Source organism: Winogradskyella bathintestinalis (assembly GCF_030407435.1).
In the GTDB taxonomy this organism is placed as follows: domain Bacteria; phylum Bacteroidota; class Bacteroidia; order Flavobacteriales; family Flavobacteriaceae; genus Winogradskyella; species Winogradskyella bathintestinalis.
Genome location: NZ_JASDDK010000004.1, coordinates 294066 through 314741 on the forward strand (window position 1 = coordinate 294066; position 20676 = coordinate 314741).

9 protein-coding genes are annotated in these 20676 nt (G+C 34.7%); all 9 read right to left on the reverse strand.

What is annotated here, in order from left to right; all coding sequences use genetic code 11:
* Positions 1-148 precede the first annotated feature (148 nt).
* Positions 149-1753, reverse strand: coding sequence for an FAD-linked oxidase (locus tag QMA06_RS12510; RefSeq protein ID WP_290207204.1), 1605 nt, complete (start codon positions 1751-1753; stop codon positions 149-151).
* Between the two features lie 4 nt (positions 1754-1757).
* Entirely contained in the window at positions 1758-2108 is a 351-nt protein-coding gene (locus QMA06_RS12515) for a hypothetical protein (RefSeq protein ID WP_290207205.1), read from the reverse strand.
* Positions 2109-2143: 35 nt separating this feature from the next.
* Positions 2144-3379, reverse strand: a complete 1236-nt coding sequence (locus tag QMA06_RS12520; protein WP_290207206.1) for a peptidoglycan-binding domain-containing protein — start codon at positions 3377-3379, stop codon at positions 2144-2146.
* A gap of 4 nt (positions 3380-3383) precedes the next feature.
* Positions 3384-8756 carry a DUF7379 domain-containing protein gene (locus tag QMA06_RS12525; RefSeq protein ID WP_290207207.1) on the reverse strand — a complete coding sequence of 1791 codons (5373 nt, stop codon included), beginning with the start codon at positions 8754-8756 and terminating at the stop codon, positions 3384-3386.
* A 2-nt stretch (positions 8757-8758) separates the two neighbouring features.
* Entirely contained in the window at positions 8759-10507 is a 1749-nt protein-coding gene (locus tag QMA06_RS12530; protein WP_290207208.1) for a hypothetical protein, read from the reverse strand.
* Between the two features lie 12 nt (positions 10508-10519).
* A complete protein-coding gene (locus QMA06_RS12535) occupies positions 10520-10942 on the reverse strand; it encodes a hypothetical protein (protein ID WP_290207209.1) in 423 nt (140 codons plus the stop codon).
* 838 nt (positions 10943-11780) lie between these two features.
* Positions 11781-12101: a DUF3467 domain-containing protein gene (locus QMA06_RS12540; protein WP_290207210.1), complete on the reverse strand. Its 321-nt coding sequence runs from the start codon at positions 12099-12101 to the stop codon at positions 11781-11783.
* Between the two features lie 274 nt (positions 12102-12375).
* Positions 12376-16677 carry a DNA-directed RNA polymerase subunit beta' gene (gene rpoC, locus QMA06_RS12545; RefSeq protein ID WP_290207211.1) on the reverse strand — a complete coding sequence of 1434 codons (4302 nt, stop codon included), beginning with the start codon at positions 16675-16677 and terminating at the stop codon, positions 12376-12378.
* Positions 16678-16758: 81 nt separating this feature from the next.
* Positions 16759-20571, reverse strand: a complete 3813-nt coding sequence (gene rpoB, locus QMA06_RS12550) for a DNA-directed RNA polymerase subunit beta (protein WP_290207212.1) — start codon at positions 20569-20571, stop codon at positions 16759-16761.
* Positions 20572-20676 lie beyond the last annotated feature (105 nt).

Sequence of the window (20676 nt, forward strand, 5' to 3'; positions counted from 1 at the left end):
ATACGATCAAATTAAAGACTGCCAAAACGAATATAAAAGAAATCCATCAATTTAAGCATTGATGGATTTCGTTAATTACGGCAAAATTATTATGAATCTTATATCATTAGGTCTATGTTTGTCCGAAATGGCTAGTCTCGATTAAATCTCATAAGAAGGTAATTAAATCTTCATTTACGTGACTTTCTCTATCTGCTAGACCAATATCTCTTAAGAATTTGTTTGAAAATAATTCCATCATATCCTCGCTTAATAATGCACTTCTACAAGCCTTCCATTCATTGATCTCAGATGACTCGTACATGTGATTTACCAAATTAGGAAAAGTCCAATCACTATTTTTTCCCCAATGTATCGTAAACGGAATATTGTTCTGTTTTAATACTTCAATCATTCGTCTTGAAAATTCTGTCAGGCTCATAATTTTATTGGTCTTATTCCACAGCACACCATCAATTTCTAACATACATGTTACCGGAAACTTGGTAAATGCTAAAGTCGCTTTAGATTGTTTTACAAAACGCATAGCAAATATCCCAGGAATCGGACCTTCTTCTGTGGTTATTTCTGCCATCAATTTTAATGCTTTCGAAGAATTTTTATAATCCACTCCAACTGAACACGCAAAGGCTGGCCCTTGGTACGGTGCGTCCCAAAAGATTTGAGGTAATGTGCCAATCAACTCTTCATCCACCTGTGGTAAAATTGTTTTTTCCAAACGTTTAACCAACCAGGGGATGCTCTTTGGAAAATTTTCTGCCATCTTAGTAAATAGATGAATTAAATCACGATATAAAGATTGTTTGATAATTGGGAACGGATCTTTATAATCTGAAACATACGGTTTCTTATACATTAACTCCACCACATAGTCCGATTCTTTGCTATATTGATTTATGAAAACTTTAAAATGATATGGAGTAATACCGTGACCCTCGGAATCTGTTTCTAATGGGATTTTGAATATCGAATTTTTAAAATCTAAGGTATCTGATAATTTTAGTGCTGTTGCTTTATTAATTTTTTTTACATAACGTTTTAGTAAATATCGCGGTTCAGCTTCCAAAACTATACCATGTATAAAACCAAATGAACCAAGGCTGACTAAAGTTGCGTTAAAAAGTTTATCATTTCTAATAATTCTACAATTTATGTGATTCGCAAAATCATCATTCAATGCTGGTTCGGTGTGGCGTTCTATATACACCACATCTTCCTCATTTGGCCCAATAATTAAATTGAGCCCCACAACATAATCTTGCACTGCACCAACTTGTAATGCAGAACCATGAACTCCCGTTGAAATACAGCCTGCAATAGTTTGTCCATTACTTGCGCCAGTAGTCTTTAAAGATTTGCCGTGTGCTGAGAGGACTTCAGATATGCGTTTAATGGTTGTACCACACTCAAATAAAAACAAATTTGAGGCTTCAAAATTGGTGTTCGTATGACAATTTTCTTTAATTATAGGAATATGAATATTCATAAAACCATTATAATGCATTCGGTCTTTATGGCTCGCAATATGATTCATAGACCATGCTGAACCATATCCCCTAAAACCATGGTTAGCCTCCTGTGATTCTTTTATCAGTCGCTGTATTTCTTTAGCAGCATCATTATAACGGTCTATTTTATCGGGCATATTACCATCACCTTCTAATTCTGTTACATAAAGTTTTTTTAGTGGAAATGGTCCGTTGTTATGTAAAGTGTCCCACTTGTTTAGCGAGTGTGTTTTCGTAGTGGCCATAGCTTTAATTTGTTGGTTGTGTACAAACGTATTTTACCTTCATCTTTCGTTTTCTACCAAAGGTTACTACACTTAAAAGCGATCCGCCAAAGGTGTTTTTAAATTCAATGGTATGAAGTTGTCCTGATTTACATTTTTCCGTTTCTTTTATTAAATAGGTAAAATCTTTAGACGTTATATCAATCTTAATTACTGTATCAAGCTCTACCACTTCTTTACCTCTATAATAATCATCCCTTAGCATTAATGGATCTGGTTGCATATCGCCGTTAATACTTCTTAATCTAACGGAATAACAACAAGTGAAAAGCAAGCTAAATGACACAAGTGTTAAATGTTTAATTGTTCTATTCATAATACTCGGTTTTTCTGTTAAAAGTTATAAATCTGTCACACGGATTTCAACCGTTTCAATGTATCTGACGCATATTGCGCTCCAAAATTTTCAGACCATTCTAGTGAAGTTTCACGCCCTAATGTATAGTGTAAATCAGTAACCTTATCTGGTGCATAGCACAATACTAAATCGGTAAACACATTGTAGGCTCCTTTGGTTCTTTTGTTGGAAGTGGTCAGTCCTCCATAACTTGTGGATGCAAATTTTGAACAATCCTGTAGTTCATTTTTATGGTTCAAATAACTCTTTCCTGCAATAACTTGGCAACCTGCTGAAAAATTAGAATGACCAATGCCTGTCCAATGAATATTGATCGACGGATTTACCAGCATCCCTTTCAAATTTCCGTTTCGATCTTTCACTTTAATATCTTTATCGGTATACGCATTATCATCATCCCAATCCCTAATAATCATTACGCCTCTCGAGTCTAAAGGCTTTAATGCTCTGTATATTTTCTGTTCCACAGATATTTTGTGCCAGCCAAAACGATAGCGATGTTGCCCTTCTATTAAAAAAGCTTCATGTTTTCTTCCTGCCATATTTACGCTTGCATCAGTTGAACCCCAAAATGTAAATGCCATACCATTGATAAGCAAAATAAATAAATCATCGTTCTCACGTCTCACAGCACTTTCTGTCTGTTTTCGTCTGATGCCAATAAGATGAATATCATTTGTATCGAATTTCCAATCTGCTGGCTTAATGCTGGCATAAGTTTTTCGTAATCCATTCAAATGTTTTAATATTGGACCAGGATTATTAGTATAATGGTCTTTTGCCTTATGCAATAATTGCATCCAATTGGTATAGGCTTCTGTAGGATTTTCACCCGTAAAACTTCCCCATTCTGAAACTTTGTTTTCATTTTTCCAACGGTCAACATGACTCATGGTGCCACTTCCAACAATACCATCTGGAACCATAGTTTTAAAGTTCTCCATAGTCCGAACATATTCTTGAAACAGTCTTACTGCAGCTTGGGTTACGTAACCAAAAACACCATCGAAAGCTGCGCGCGGCATAAAACCAGCTTTAAATAGAAATCTTTGCAAGTTTTCTACAGCATCGTCAGTGCCCTCCCTAAAAGACCTCCACTTTGTTCTATCGTCATCACGAAAAGTCACTTTATCTAACAGCAAACCATCAATATGGTAAGGCTTTAAAAATTCCTTTGGGTTTGTTGGTCGTCGTCGTTTATCACAACTCCCTAAGTATAATGTCGCCATAGAGTTAATTCTTTAACAGGTTATTTAATTCTATTTTTATAGCCTCCAAACATTCCACTATGTCATTATCCTTGACATAGTGCAACAAGAAATCGATTTGTAACATTTCAATTTTAATATATCTTGGACTGTATATTTGGTTGAATATTTCTTTGTACCAACCCAATATCTTTTGATCGTGATTGGTCTCGTTAGTTTTTGAAATCAGTAATATTGCATAGCTTATTTCTGTCATGCCAATTAGCACAGAAATGTCGAGATCAGCCTTGTCAAAATCATCCAATTCTTGACGGTAATCTGTTAAGTGCTTTACTAAATCGGTAACCTCTGTGAAAGCCTTATTAGTTTTTAAACGGTCGAGCAGTTTTTTATCCCCCAAATTTTCTAAAATGTGACCAACGAGTAGCATATTGGATAAAGCGTCTAAATATTGTCCGCTGTATTTATCACTCGCCATTTCAATCGCCTCATTATAATAACTATAAGCGGTTTTTAGTTGGTCTATTTCTTCTTTATCATCTAAATGTTTTGCGGTAAGTTTATAAGCATTACCTACAATATTCAATCGGCTCGCATTTCGACCTGCGAGGGTGAGTAATCTAATTTCATTGAGATATTCTAAAATGGCCGTTCCAACCGCATCTTTCTTTTTAGATTTTACGGCTGACTCAATAACTCCTTCTAAACGGTAAGATTGCACCAAACAATATTGCTCTAATGCCTTTATAGAATAATTACCATTATCAAACTGAAATAAGCCTTTGTATTTCTGAAATGCGACCTCAACATTACCTAATTCATCATAAATCAGGGCTTCTTTTTCCAGTACCATAGCGTCCAATAATTTTGACGCTTCGGCCCTATCAATGTAAGCATCGAGTTTGGCCAATGCTGATTTTTCTTCTTCTTTTTTATCACGAATGGAAATCAATAAATTGTCTAAATCGGTGTGGACTTGAGAACTTACCACATATTCCTGATTATTTCGATCTAATTTTTGTCGATCATTAAATTTATAGAATTGGTTGCCATAACATTGATAAGCTCCCCAAGTATTGCTATGTTTATGTTGTTGGTAACATTCGAATCTTGCGAATTGTACAGCACTTCCAAAATCATAACCTTGAAGCATACGCTCGTAAAATGTTTCTGAAAACACTTTGGCTGCAGAATCATCCACGGCCCAACCTGCAATTACAATCGCCTTAACTCCCATTTCAATCAGTTGTGTCCCAATATTGGCAGCTAAACGATAGCGATTTTGACTGTATTTATCATCTTGAGCATTTACAACTCCCGAAAAACAACAGTTAATAAATACAAATTCTGGCACATAACCTAACTGATTAATCATTGCAGGATCAATGCAAATACCGCTTCCTATAGCAATACCAATATTATTATTTTCTGGATCGTAAATACCGTGTCCTGCAAAATGCATCATCATATAATGCCTGCTGAACAATTCCATCATAATATTTTTAGCGTTAGAATTTAAAAGCAAATTAACATTATACGATTCCTTTGTCAGTTTACTGGAAACCCATTCAGCTTCTGCCTTTGCCGCTGGAAGTGGTGACAAGCCTTCTTGATCATATACAGGATCACCAACAATAAGGGCATCCTTATTATGAAATCCAACTTGATTAAAACGCGTGGTCTCTTCAGAAATCAATTGTCGTATAAAACTTGAAGTAACTGAAGCAGGAATTTCCGTAGTTCTACAATCGTGCAATAGTTCCCATGGAATTTGGGCGGCGAATTTATCTAATTTTAAAACGAGGTTATTTTGATTTCTGAAGGTGTTTTTAAAATCATTCGGAATCAACATTTCAAATAAAGATTTTGATAACCGTTCATCCCAATTTGAAGATACTGACATTTCTGCCAATAAATGGTCAATTTTATTCAGCCCAATGCCAACCATTTCATGTTCAACTCTTGCCAATCCATTAGACGCAAAATATCGAAATCCACTTACCTTTTCATCCTCTTGGTTCGATTTCCTAATTTCTTTTACACTATTAATATGAAGATTAAACCACCAATCATAACCGTAATTTGCGAATGTTTTTTTCTTTTTTGCACCTGGTCTTGTGGCAATACCTCTATCGTAAGTAAATGAAACTCTATTATCCGTTCTATACAATCTTGATAAGCTAAAATATGCCTCACTGGCCACAGACTCATAATAGTTGACAATTTCAATATCCTTAATTAATTTTAAGCCTTCACCTGTTTCTTTAATTTGTGCATTGGCTTCGGCAACGCCCAATAAAATCCCTTTCATGGAATCTTCAATTGGCAATTTTCCATAGCCTATACCCATTAACACAAATGAAATACCCGTTGCATATTTTTTAGCACTAGGCAACGTATAGTTATCGCGCATAAACATGGCATATTTAAGTACGGCTTGCTTCACGGTTTTAGAGAGCACATAAGATGTTAAACTACCTGTATTTCCCAGTCCGCATACAATAGCTCCTTTTGGTTTTGTTTTTAGGTTAAAAAACACTTCACTTTCGCCAATCTCACCAGGATAATAACCAATGCTTAGACGTTGGGATAAACGATTATCCAAATAAGAGTCTAAGGCTTTTTCTGAGCTTAAAATAAGATCCATAAAGAAATGCCCAACCATTACTGGATATGACGACATTTTTAAATCTCCATGAATAATCTTAACATTGAAAAATTCGGTTTCAGGTTCAACCGCTTTGTGGGTACCAAATAAAGCATCTACAACGGCTTTGGAATCGTAAAGTGGTTCTGGAGATTCAAATACTTCAGAGATAATTTCACCACTTCGGGATGCTGGTTGCTGATTGCTTAATCTGTTGGTGGTGCCAGTTTCTAGAATATCTGATATACCATGAAATATATAATCTTCATTTGCTAGATCGCCATGAGATGTATGTGTGTAATACAAATTTGGGGTATTGAGCAATTGTTTGGGAATTCCCGTTTTCCAAGTCACACTACCGTCTCCATGTGATGTGGCTTTATAGACTAATTTATCCGTTTTTGAAAGCCAACGATCTTTAAATTCATAATCAAAAACGGTTTGATTTGATTGGCCACAGATGTAATAAATATTCCGGAAATCGTCGTTATCCAATTCAGTATTCAAAAATGTTCTGATACTATCTCTATATATTTTAAAATCCTTTAAAGCTTCTGCATTGTCCTTTGGATCTGGCATATGTTTTAAATTGGTCTTGGCATTCAATGTTTTCCAAAATGTTTGATGCCAGAAAGGTCGATTCACTTCATCTTCCTCAATGGGTAATAACTCAAATATGCCTGGATATTTCCAAAGCTCCTCTAAAAGTTCTTTTCGATTATGCTTAAAATCTATAAACGCCAATTGCTTTACACGCTTAGCATGACCAGTTAGCACCTCCATAATTAAATAAGACCCTAACCAAGGTGTACCCAACATTATGAATCTGTTGTGTACATTTTCCTTGAACTTAGACCAGGTGTCTGCATAATCCATCATACATTGCCTAACTACCAAACCACCCATAGAATGTGCTATAATATGAATTTTTGAACTACTCGACTGAAGGTACTCATCCAACTGATTTTTTAAATCTTCTGCAGCACCTTTTACTGACTTTCGCCAATCGAACTGAAAAGTTAAGACATCGTATTTTTCAGATAAATGATCGGCTAATCCGTAATAGTATTTTTTAATAATACCACTAGCTGCGACATTTTTCGCATTGATACCTAACTTTTTAACAATGGCTCCGCGGTTCAATTCGGGCATATCTACCCATTGCTCTTCATTATTATTGGCAATCGTTGAACCCATAATTCCGGGCACAACAATTACAATGTCTTTGGTAATGATCTCTGGCTTTTTCTTAAAACCTTCCATTGATAATGGATCGAGCAAAATACCACGTTCACCTTCGGTGTAAATGTGTTTTTTAAATAAAATGGTAGGATTGTTTTCGTTAGCATTAAGAGCTTCCAATATGGCTTTACTTGAATTATTAGCCGAAAAATAATTGAAATGATTCGTCGTATCACCTTCTGCCAGAAACTTATAAATACCATTTTTTCTTTTAATACCGTGTTCCATACGTTGCGTATCCACTACCAAATCATTATCCGCACGATAAAACAAATTCGCTAATATCACTTTTAAGGAATTGAAATTAATCCCTTTGGCATCGGCATCTCCTGCAATATTGTACAAATCACTTACAACCGCAGTATCGGAAGCGTTCATCATTTTTTGGAAGAGCGATTCAGGCATCATAGCATTTAAACCTGGCAGTACTTCTGGATTTTCCTTTTGACTAACCATTTCTAACAAAAATGCTTTTACGGCATGATAAATCGGATTTCCTGCTCCAAATGCTAATACTACAGCATTTAAAAACAAATTGAAAAAATGATCAACTCGACGTGACAAAATGGTTGTTCCACTTGCAGGTGCAGCCACACGAATCACTTTATTGACCGTTATTTTTTTCTTTTTAGCCAATTCATTAATGGCTGTCATTATCTGTTGATTGCCTTCTTCATTTTCTTCATCATCTAAAATGCCAATCTCTGTAGTGCTGAAACCTATAATCGGATTTCTACGATCGCATTTGGCTAAAATATCGGCAACTAAACCACCTCTAGAATGGCTCAGAATATCTAAGTTGCATTCTTTGGGACATTCTTTAAGAAAATCTAAAGCATTTTGAAGTGGACTCACTGAAAGTGTATAATGTTCTAAAGCAAAAATGCGATTTTCATATATACCAATTATGTCATGCCATGCTTCGTTATTATCATTCAATTTATGAAACGCATCAATGGCCGTGGATAACGTACCATGTAACAGTAACAGAACAGGTTTTGAATTATTAAAGTTATTCGTGTTTTCTATTCTTGTAAATTTTGAATCGATTTGATACAAACCCGGATGGGATTGTACGCGTTTATCGTAGGCTTTAGCTAATTCTTTAATACCCAATTTCGCTATATCTTTTTTAGTGACCTTAGGCTTAAATACACTAAAAACTTTTACTATAGCGCGGTCTATGATCCCTCGATTCTCGTTTTCTGAAAGTAATTGAATGTCAAAAACATAGTCTTCATTAGAAAGCGAACGCTTGGCCAATACTTTTTTTCCGTAAATATCCTGAACATCTTCAGGATGTCCTATCCATTCGGTATTATCGGAAAATTGAAGTGCCACAATATCGTGTTCATCAAAATTAACGGTGTTGACTTCATTTTGTGAACGTGTAGCTGAAACTTCTATATATGATTTTAATTCATATTTCTGATCGAGGGTTTTCGGAACAATATAGTCTATAGACGACGTTTCTCGATTTACTCCAATTATTTTTGCTGTTTTGCTCATGGCTAGTTCTTTATAGTGTTAACAGGCAATCCTGGAAGATTAAATGGAAGGTTGATACCAAAAAACCAGTAGAAATTATCAATAGTGGTATTATAATTTATGCCGATACTAATAATATCTTTAAAAGCCGTTGTGATGAGTCCGACACCAAATTCTGGCGAACCGTCTGTATTAAAATCGGGCGAAGCGAAATTGAGCCCAACGCCAAAATCAATAAACTCGTTGTAGAAATACGATTTACTGGAACCGAATTTAAGTAATATTGACGCTGATGGTGCATAAAAGAAATCACGATTGGATTGAAGATTAAGATCATCTTTATTAAACGGATTCGCAAAAATTAAACCTACGGCTACTTCTGAGCGTGCACCAATTAATTGTATGGTAAATTCCCGTTGCTCTAGCGTAAAAATTTGTTCAGGTGTGTTTTCAACTTTTGATGGAATTCTCAGAATGGCTTCAATCAATAATTCATCTCCATTTTGTCGTTTGCCAGTGTCTTTAAGGTTGATGAAACCTTTATCAGGAAGATTGTCCAATGAAAAAGAAAGCACCTCATCACCTATGGATTTGTTGGCTATGTAATTGGTTTGTAATCCAAAAAGTAAAGATATTCCGTTTTCAAGTTTTTTGATGTTGGTTTGAACTTCAATATAACAAGTGTTAAATTCGTTCAACAACGGCGAAAAATCAGCAGCAAGATCGGTTTGGCTTAGTAAGGTTTTGAAATCTGAAATATTTGTATCTATATTTTTCAGGCTATCAACTACGGACAATGCTCGATTCTTAATTTGCAACAAAACACCAATATTCCATTGACGTAAATCTGTTTTTAGTATTTGATAAAGCGTTTCAAATTGATGGATTGCAGATTGTAAAGCTGAAATTTTTACTTTTATTTCGACAGGAATCACATCATTCAGTTCCATATTTTGTATTAAATCGATACTGTTATTTTTAAACGCTATAACACATGAAAGACTTCCAAACTCGTCAATTAATTTCGCTTTAAGTGTTTGAAACAATTGAAATTCCCGTTCATTATTTTCTTTTGCAATTTCGGCCAAAGCCTCCAATTGTTGTTGATCTTCGGCAGAGAGACTTGTGACCCAACGTTCCACAGTAAAAAAGTCACGGTTTGAATACGTATCGTAATTCTGAATATGAACGCGATCACCGCCACTTACATCTTTCTTATAAGCTACAACACTGACGTTATATTGGTTGGTTTCAATCGTTTTTAATTCGGCTTTAATAGTTGAAATGTCATTGTTTAAGTTTGAAATAATGTAAGATTCCAAAGAATTTCCTCTGACAAAAGCTTCATTTGTAAAAAATTCTGCAGATAACTCTTCATATCGACTTGATAAAATAGGGTCCGATTGAACCTCAGTTAAAAAACCATCCATAATCTCAAAAAAGGTTTTTTGTTCTTCTGCCGAAGGCATTTGGTTTTCTAAAATTGAAATTACAGCACTTTGATTTCGCAATGCTTGTTGCAAGCGAATTAATTGGGATTCTAATTCTACGGTTTCATTTAACTGTGGAAATTGACTTTTTATAGCCAGTAACAGTTTTTCTTTTGAAACCTGTATTTCTAGCGTACTGTTGATTTCAATAATTTGTGCTTTATCAATTTCAACTACCCGCTTATCTCCTTTGTAACTTTCGGACACGGTGATAATTTGACAATTCGCAGTTGTATAAATACTGAATAGAACAAGTGTTATGGCATACTTTAAAACGATCATATTGCGTATATTTTACGAGGTGACAAATGGAATATCATGAGATTGGGCTCGAAAAAAGGATTGTTGTAAACTAGCATAGGATAGTTGGCCGTTTTTAAGAATAATGCCATCAATTTGATCTAGTATTGGCGAAAAACAGAAGCATTTTATGTTGTCGTATTCTTCATCGGAATGTTCGGCATCAGAAGCTTTGAGATGTACTTTAAAGGTATCGGATAAGGTATTGTAGTTTCTAATCCAGAGTACCCAACGTTCCATTTTAAAATAAGAAAGTAGTGCCAAATTATCGGCTTTGGTAATCGCGTCCCTTACGGTTTCAGTATCACCAATAATGACCATAATGATCATCATTTCCTTTTCAATAAAAGATTTAAATATAGATTCTGCCAGAGCGGCATCATCCAACGGAATAATCGTAGTGCGCTTGAGATTCATAGTATATAGATTTAGACCTTTTGAACTAAATAACTGTTACATACATTGGTTTAAGTTATTTAAGAATTAAAGTGGAATTATGAGACTAAAATCACATAACAACACCAGAATTTATTGAATAACCATAAGGGTATAAATACTATTAAAAAATTTCAGTGTGTCTTAAATATCGTATTAGGGAAAGTATTAGGATTTATAAATTTAATAAAATTAAACTAATAATCAAATAGTTACAGTACTATTTATACATGATTGATACTTTTATAATTCAATTACAGTCCTAAATTTGACAGCCATATATTGATATTCTAAATTGAAATTCACGAATATCAGACCTAAATTAGAAGAAATATTGTGGGACTGATTAACTACATAAATACCTCACAACTGCTGATTCAAAAATAACAGCTAACGTTGGACTCTTCGAGCTAAGGAATATAACTAGAATTGTAAGATTATAAAATAGATAAGCATATATAAATTTTGAATCAATATTAGAAGTTCTGCATAATTGTTTGAGACATTATCATTGTAACAAAAATAACATGACATTCTAATTTCAAGTCAAAAAAAATCCCAGACTATAAAGTCTGGGAAATTAAATATTAAGAATAATATATAAAAGTATTGACAATTTTATAGTCACTTTTTAAATGAAATTTTTTGCGAAAAGTTTATGCTGAATGATAATTATGTAATAATTATATTATCCAATAAGATCCTCTCAAAACTTTATGCTTATCTAATTCGACAAAATTTAAATGGTCTTAATCCTTGCTCTAAAAATAAGATTCTAGTACCACTAAATATGTCGTTTAATTGAAATTCGAATTAATTATTAAGCTTGTCCCGTTGGACCAAAATTGAGCGGTATTGGTGGTTGTTCGTAATCCTTTATTTCACCATGAGCTTTTTCAAAGCGGTCAACATTATCACTTAAAGCTTTTAATAAACGTTTAGCATGTTGAGGTGTTAAAATTATACGTGACTTAACTTTACTTTTCGGTGTACCAGGCATAATACTAACGAAATCAACTACAAACTCTGAAACAGAATGATTGATAATCGCTAGGTTAGAGTAGGTACCTTCTGCTACTTTTTCGTCTAATTCTATGTTTATTTGTCCTTTTTTTTGAGGATTCTTTTTTTCGTCTGCCATCTTAATTTTTGTTAAGCTTCCACGAAAGTGGAAGTCTATATTTTAAATCTTTTAATTCCCAAGTAAAGAGGGAATATCGTTATGTTAGTTAATTTAATATCTAAAAGGTTTTTATAACCCTGTAAAAATTGAAATTTAAAAAGCCTTCAGGTTTAATAACTTGAAGGCTTTTATCTGTTATATGTACTTAAGAATGAGATCCTGAATTAAATTCAGAATAAATTCGACTATTAGATTTTACTTCGCTTTCGGCTCGATAAAATCCGTGCATCATTTAATTAAAATTCATCTCTTCTTTAGCCTTCATCATTTCATTAAATTCTTGTTTAGAACCAACGATGATGTTTTCATATTCTCTAACTCCAGTACCTGCAGGTATTCTATGACCCACAATTACATTTTCTTTAAGTCCTTCAAGAGAATCTATTTTACCATTTACAGCCGCTTCGTTAAGAACTTTTGTTGTTTCTTGGAACGATGCTGCAGATATAAACGACTTCGTCTGTAACGAAGCTCTTGTAATACCTTGTAATATTGGAGTTGCAGTCGCAGGACTAGCGTCTCTAGCAGTTACAAGATTCTTATCTTCTCTTCGTAGACTAGAATTCTCATCTCTTAAATCTCTTACCGTTACAATTTGACCAGACTTTAAGTTCTGAGAATCACCAGCATCTTCAACCACTTTCATTCCGAAAATCTTATCGTTTTCTTCAATGAAATCTGATTTATGAACTAATTGGTTTTCTAAGAAAATGGTGTCACCAGAATCAATAATTCTAACTTTACGCATCATCTGTCTTACTACAACCTCGAAATGCTTATCATTAATCTTCACACCTTGTAAACGATATACTTCTTGTACTTCATTTACTAAGTATTGTTGTACCGCAGAAGGGCCTTTAATGTTAAGAATATCATTTGGTGTTATAGAACCATCAGAAAGAGGCATACCTGCTTTTACATAATCATTCTCTTGTACAAGGATCTGATTCGATAATTTCACTAAGTATTTCTTAACCTCACCTAATTTAGATTCGATAATAATCTCACGGTTACCACGCTTAATTTTACCAAATGAAACCACACCATCAATCGCACTTACAACAGCTGGATTAGATGGGTTACGTGCTTCAAATAATTCCGTTACACGAGGAAGACCACCAGTAATATCACCAGCTTTAGCCGATTTACGAGGTATTTTAACCAAAATCTTACCGATTTCAATTTTATCACCATCATCGATCATAATGTGAGCACCTACTGGTAAATTGTAAGAACGGATAGTTTCACCTTTATCATCTTCAATTAATAACGTTGGAATCAACTTCTTGTTTCTAGATTCTGAAATTACTTTCTCTTGGAAACCTGTTTGTTCATCAATTTCGACTTGATATGTTACACCTTGCTCAATGTTTTCATATCGCACCTTACCGGCAAATTCCGAAATAATTACACCATTATATGGATCCCATTGAGAAATCACATCTCCCTTCTTCACTTTATCACCTGGTTGCACATAAATAAATGAACCATACGTAATATTATTAGTACTTAAAACAATACCTGTTTTGGCATCAATTAATTTCAATTCTGAAGTTCTAGAGATCACTACATCAACTTCGTTGCCTTCGTTATCTTTAGATTTTACAGTCTTTAAATCTTCGATTTCTGCAATACCATCAAACTTAACTGTTAATTTATTATCTTCAGAAATGTTACTTGCAATACCACCCACGTGGAATGTACGTAACGTTAACTGTGTACCTGGTTCTCCAATGGACTGCGCGGCTACTACACCAACAGCTTCACCACGTTGAACCATTTTACCTGTAGCTAAATTACGACCGTAACATTTCACACAGATACCTTTCTTGGCTTCACAAGATAATGGTGAACGAACCTCAATTGAATCTAATGGAGAATCACCAATTTTCTTAGCGATAATATCATCAATATGGCCACCAGCTTCTACCAATAACTCTTCAGTTAATGGGTTGTAAACATCATTTAAAGATGTTCTACCAACAATTCTAGCTTCTAATTTTTCAACAATTTCTTCATTCTTCTTAAGTGCAGAAACTTCAATCCCTCTTAAAGTACCACAATCCTCTTCATAAACGATAACATCTTGAGATACATCTACTAAACGACGTGTTAAGTAACCTGCATCGGCAGTTTTAAGAGCCGTATCTGCAAGTCCTTTACGTGCACCGTGAGTAGAAATAAAGTATTCTAAAATTGAAAGACCTTCCTTAAAATTAGAAAGAATTGGATTTTCAATAATTTCACCACCAGCAGCTGTAGATTTTTTAGGCTTAGCCATTAATCCACGCATACCAGTTAACTGACGAATTTGTTCTTTAGAACCCCTTGCACCAGAATCAAGCATCATAAACACCGAGTTAAATCCTTGTTGATCTTCTCGGATACGTTTCATTGATAATTCTGTCAATTCAGCATTTGTTGAAGTCCAAATATCAATAACTTGGTTATAACGTTCGTTGTTGGTAATAAGTCCCATATTATAGTTACCCATAATACCATCAACTTGCTTGTTTGCTGAATCAATCATGCCTTGCTTCTCAGCTGGAATAATAATATCACCTAAACTGAATGATAATCCACCTTGAAAGGCGAATTTGTATCCTAATGTTTTAATCTCATCTAAGAAATCAGCTGTTTCAGGTACACTTGTCTTTTTAAGAATACCATGAATAATTTCTCTTAATGATTTTTTAGTTAATACCTCATTAATATAACCAGCTGCAGCAGGTACTTTTTCATTAAAAAGTACACGACCTACAGTCGTTTCTATAATTTGTTTAGTAAGCTCGCCTTCTTCATTGAAATCGAAAGTTCTTACTTTAATTCCGGCATTTAAGTCTACACGTTTCTCGTTGTAAGCAATAGTAACTTCTTCTGGAGAATAGAACGTTAATCCTTCACCTTTTACAGTATAGTCTTCATCAGTTTTACGCAACTTGGTCATATAATATAAACCAAGAACCATATCCTGAGAAGGTACAGTAACTGGAGAACCATTAGCTGGGTTCAAAATATTATGTGAAGCCAACATCAATAACTGACATTCTAAAATAGCTTCTGGTCCTAATGGTAAATGAACCGCCATCTGGTCACCATCGAAATCGGCATTAAAAGCCGTACACACTAATGGGTGTAACTGAATTGCTTTACCTTCAATAAGCTTAGGTTGGAACGCTTGAATACCAAGTCGGTGTAACGTAGGAGCACGATTTAAAAGAACTGGATGTCCTTTTAAAACATTCTCTAAGATATCCCAAACTACAGGTTCTTTTCTATCTATAATTTTCTTTGCAGATTTAACCGTTTTTACGATACCTCTTTCAATCAACTTTCTGATGATAAAAGGCTTATAAAGCTCAGCTGCCATTCCTTTTGGCAATCCACATTCAAATAATTTCAATTCTGGTCCAACAACAATTACAGAACGTGCAGAGTAATCAACACGCTTACCTAGTAAGTTTTGACGGAAACGTCCTTGCTTACCTTTAAGTGAATCTGATAATGATTTTAAGGGCCTGTTAGAATCTGTTTTTACTGCTGATGATTTACGTGTGTTATCAAACAATGAATCTACTGATTCTTGCAACATACGTTTTTCATTACGTAAAATCACTTCCGGTGCTTTTATCTCTACCAAACGCTTTAAACGGTTGTTACGAATAATTACACGACGATATAAATCATTTAAATCTGAAGTTGCAAAACGACCACCATCTAAAGGCACTAAAGGTCTTAATTCTGGTGGAATTACAGGAACAGCCTTCATGATCATCCACTCAGGTCTATTTTCTCTATTTAAATTTGAATCTCTAAAGGCTTCAACAACTTGTAGACGCTTTAAAGCTTCAGTCTTACGTTGCTTAGAAGTTTCGTTATTCGCTTTATGTCTTAAATCGTAAGATAATTGATCTAAATCAATTCTTGCCAATAGGTCTATTAAACATTCCGCACCCATCTTAGCGATGAACTTATTAGGATCCGTATCATCTAAATACTGATTTTCTTGTGGAATCGATTCTAAAATATTTAGATACTCTTCTTCCGTAAGGAAATCCATTTTTTGAATTGGTTCTCCTTCAGCATTCATGGCAATACCTGGCTGAATTACCACATAACGCTCATAATAGATAATCATATCTAATTTCTTAGATGGTAATCCAAGAAGGTAACCTATTTTATTTGGTAACGAACGGAAATACCAGATATGCGCAACTGGCACCACCAAATTAATGTGACCAACACGATCTCTACGAACTTTCTTTTCTGTTACTTCTACACCACAACGATCACAAACAATACCTTTATAACGTATTCTTTTATATTTACCACAAGCACATTCAAAATCCTTTACAGGACCAAAAATACGCTCACAGAACAAACCATCTCTTTCTGGTTTGTGAGTTCGATAATTAATAGTTTCTGGTTTTAAGACCTCACCACGAGATTCTGCCAAAACAGACTCAGGTGACGCTAAACCAATAGAAATTTTATTAAATTTCTGTACTGTATTCTTATCTTGTTTTCTTGCCATTTCTTTATAGTATTCAGTCGCAGTCGCAGTTTTCAGTTAGCAAAGTCTGCCTACTGTAAACTGAGACTGTCAACTATAAATTTATTCTTCTAATCTAATATCCAATCCTAAACCTTTCAACTCGTGCATAAGTACGTTGAACGATTCTGGAAGTCCTGGTTCTGGCATTGGCTCACCCTTAACGATTGCTTCGTAAGTTTTTGCTCTACCAATTACATCATCTGATTTTACGGTTAAGATTTCACGTAGTGTACTTGATGCTCCATAAGCTTCAAGTGCCCAAACCTCCATTTCACCAAAACGTTGTCCACCAAATTGTGCTTTACCACCAAGTGGTTGTTGCGTAATTAATGAGTACGGTCCAATAGAACGTGCGTGCATTTTATCATCAATCATGTGTCCAAGCTTAATCATATAGATTACACCAACTGTCGCCGGTTGATCGAAACGATCACCTGTACCACCATCATATAAATAAGTATGACCGAATCTTGGAATACCAGCTTCATCTGTGTACGCGTTAATCTGATCTAATGTAGCACCATCAAAAATTGGAGTGGCATACTTTTTACCTAAATCCTTACCAGCCCAACCTAGAACAGTTTCATAGATTTGTCCGATATTCATACGAGAAGGTACACCAAGTGGATTTAATACAATATCAACTGGAGTTCCATCTTCAAGGAAAGGCATATCTTCTTGACGTACAATACGTGCAACAATACCTTTGTTACCGTGACGACCTGCCATCTTATCGCCTACTTTAAGTTTTCGCTTTTTAGCGATGTAAACTTTAGCAAGTTTGATGATTCCTGCTGGTAATTCATCACCAACTGAAATAGTAAACTTTTCACGTCTTAACGATCCTTGAAGGTCATTTTCCTTAATCTTATAGTTATGGATTAAATCGGCAACAAGTTCGTTTGTATGATCGTCTGTCGTCCACTTTCCTGAAGTTAAGTGCGTATAATCATCTACAGCATTTAACATCTTTAAGGTGTATTTTTTACCTTTTGGAATAATCTCCTCACCTAAATCATTATAAATTCCTTGAGCTGTCTTACCATTAACGATGTTAAATAATTTTTCAACAACGATATTTTTAAGATCATCAAATCTGTTATCGTAAGCATCTTCCAGCTTTTCGATATCTTCTTTGTCTTGAGCTCTTTTACGTTTATCTTTAACGGCTCTGGCAAATAATTTCTTATCGATAACAACACCGTTCAATGAAGGCGATGCTTTTAAAGAGGCATCTTTTACATCACCTGCTTTATCACCAAAAATTGCTCTTAATAATTTCTCTTCTGGCGTTGGATCAGATTCACCTTTTGGCGTAATCTTACCAATTAAGATATCTCCCGGTTTGATTTCCGCACCGATGCGAATCATACCATTTTCATCTAAATCTTTAGTTGCTTCTTCAGATACATTAGGAATATCATTAGTTAATTCTTCATTACCTAATTTTGTATCTCTAACTTCTAATGAGTATTCATCGATATGAATAGATGTAAACACATCTTCTCTAACTACTTTTTCAGAAATAACGATAGCATCCTCAAAGTTATACCCTTTCCAAGGCATAAAGGCTACTTTCATGTTTCTACCTAAGGCTAATTCACCGTTTTCAGTAGCATAACCTTCACAAAGTACTTGTCCTTTTGCCACTTTATCACCTTTCTCAACGATTGGCTTCAAATTGATAGAGGTCCCTTGGTTCGTTTTTCTAAACTTCACCAAAGGATATTCTTTAGTATCGCTATCGAAACTTACCATAGCAGCTTCTTCCGAACGTTCGTATTTGATGATTATTTTCTGTGCATCAACATACTCAACCGTACCAGCTCCTTCAGCATTAATTAAAACTCTAGAGTCTGAAGCTACTTGACGTTCTAAACCAGTACCTACAATTGGTGCTTCAGGACGTAATAATGGCACGGCCTGACGCATCATGTTAGATCCCATTAATGCACGGTTGGCATCATCATGTTCCAAGAAAGGAATTAAAGATGCTGAAATCGATGCAATTTGGTTTGGTGCAACATCAGTATAATTTACATTTGAAGGATCAATTACAGGGAAATCACCTTCTTGACGAGAGATAATCTTATCCGCTAATATTTTTCCATCGTCATCTACATTGATTGTAGCTTGAGCAATTAACATATCCTCTTCCTCTTCAGCACTTAGATATGTTGGTGTGTTTTTAATATCAACCACACCATCTTCCACTTTACGATATGGTGTTTCGATGAATCCCATAGCATTTACTTTCGCAAACACAGATAAAGAAGAAATTAAACCAATGTTCGGTCCTTCTGGCGTTTCAATAGGACATAAACGTCCGTAGTGTGTATAGTGAACATCACGTACCTCAAAACCTGCCCTTTCCCTTGATAAACCACCTGGTCCTAAAGCTGAAAGACGACGCTTATGCGTAATCTCTGCTAAAGGATTGGTTTGATCCATAAATTGAGATAGCTGATTCGTTCCAAAGAATGAATTAATAACAGACGATAAGGTCTTAGCATTAATTAAATCAATTGGTGTAAATACTTCGTTATCACGAACGTTCATACGCTCACGAATAGTACGTGCCATACGAGCTAAACCAACACCAAACTGAGAAGATAACTGCTCACCTACTGTACGTACACGACGGTTAGATAAGTGATCGATATCATCAATCTCTGCTTTAGAGTTAATTAACTCAATTAAATATTTTATAATCGTTATAATATCTTCTTTGGTCAATACTTGTTTGTCCATTCCGATATCTAACTGTAATTTCTTGTTCATTCTGTAACGACCTACTTCACCCAAAGAGTAACGTTGGTCAGAGAAGAATAATTTGTCAATAATACCACGAGCCGTTTCCTCATCTGGCGGCTCTGCGTTACGTAATTGACGGTAAATATGCTCAACAGCTTCTTTTTCAGAATTTGTTGGATCTTTCTGTAAGGTATTGTGGATAATTGCGTAATCACCTTGTTGTGCACTTTCTTTATGTAAAAGAATAGTTTTTACTTCAGCTTCAAGGATTTCCTCAATATTATCTTTATCGATTTCCGTATCACGATCTAATACAATTTCGTTACGTTCGATAGATACTACTTCACCAGTATCTTCATCAACGAAATCTTCGTGCCATGTATTTAATACACGAGCTGCTAATTTACGACCGATAACTTTTTTTAATCCAGATTTTGACACCTTTACTTCTTCAGCAAGGTCAAAAATCTCTAAAATATCTTTATCACGTTCAAAACCGATAGCTCTGAATAAAGTTGTAACAGGTAACTTTTTCTTTCTATCAATGTAAGCATACATTACACTGTTAATGTCTGTAGCAAATTCTATCCAAGAGCCTTTAAAAGGAATTACTCTTGCTGAATATAATTTAGTACCATTAGCATGGAAAGACTGGCTAAAAAAGACACCAGGAGATCTATGTAACTGAGAAACCACTACACGTTCTGCACCGTTAATACAAAAAGTACCACTAGGTGTCATGTAAGGAATAGTACCTAAATACACATCTTGAACAATAGTTTCGAAATCCTCATGCTCAGGATCTGTACAATACAACTTCAATCTTGCTTTTAAAGGCACACTGTAAGTTAATCCTCTCTCGATACATTCTTCAATAGAATATCTAGGTGGATCAATAAAGTAATCTAAGAATTCTAATACGAATTGATTACGTGTATCTGTAATTGGGAAGTTTTCCATGAAGGTGTTGTACAAACCTTCAGTACCCCTTTCTTCTGACTTCGTTTCTAATTGGAAAAAATCCTGGAAGGATTTAATTTGGATATCCAAAAAGTCTGGGTAATCTGTCCTATTTACAATAGAAGAGAAATTAATTCTTTCAGCCTTTTTTGCTAACATTTATGAACGAGATTTTAATAAATAAAAACTAAAAAATGCATATAACGTTTATATACACAAAATGGTCTAAGTCTTATCCCGCAAAAAAATGCGGGATAAACCTAA

What these genes read in the sequence shown, in the direction of transcription:
- QMA06_RS12510 (WP_290207204.1), bottom strand. Translation starts at nt 1,753, where the DNA reads ATGGCCACTACGAAAACACACTCGCTAAACAAGTGGGACACTTTACAT.
- QMA06_RS12515 (WP_290207205.1), bottom strand. Translation starts at nt 2,108, where the DNA reads ATGAATAGAACAATTAAACATTTAACACTTGTGTCATTTAGCTTGCTT.
- QMA06_RS12520 (WP_290207206.1), bottom strand. Translation starts at nt 3,379, where the DNA reads ATGGCGACATTATACTTAGGGAGTTGTGATAAACGACGACGACCAACA.
- QMA06_RS12525 (WP_290207207.1), bottom strand. Translation starts at nt 8,756, where the DNA reads ATGAGCAAAACAGCAAAAATAATTGGAGTAAATCGAGAAACGTCGTCT.
- QMA06_RS12530 (WP_290207208.1), bottom strand. Translation starts at nt 10,507, where the DNA reads ATGATCGTTTTAAAGTATGCCATAACACTTGTTCTATTCAGTATTTAT.
- QMA06_RS12535 (WP_290207209.1), bottom strand. Translation starts at nt 10,942, where the DNA reads ATGAATCTCAAGCGCACTACGATTATTCCGTTGGATGATGCCGCTCTG.
- QMA06_RS12540 (WP_290207210.1), bottom strand. Translation starts at nt 12,101, where the DNA reads ATGGCAGACGAAAAAAAGAATCCTCAAAAAAAAGGACAAATAAACATA.
- rpoC (WP_290207211.1), bottom strand. Translation starts at nt 16,677, where the DNA reads ATGGCAAGAAAACAAGATAAGAATACAGTACAGAAATTTAATAAAATT.
- rpoB (WP_290207212.1), bottom strand. Translation starts at nt 20,571, where the DNA reads ATGTTAGCAAAAAAGGCTGAAAGAATTAATTTCTCTTCTATTGTAAAT.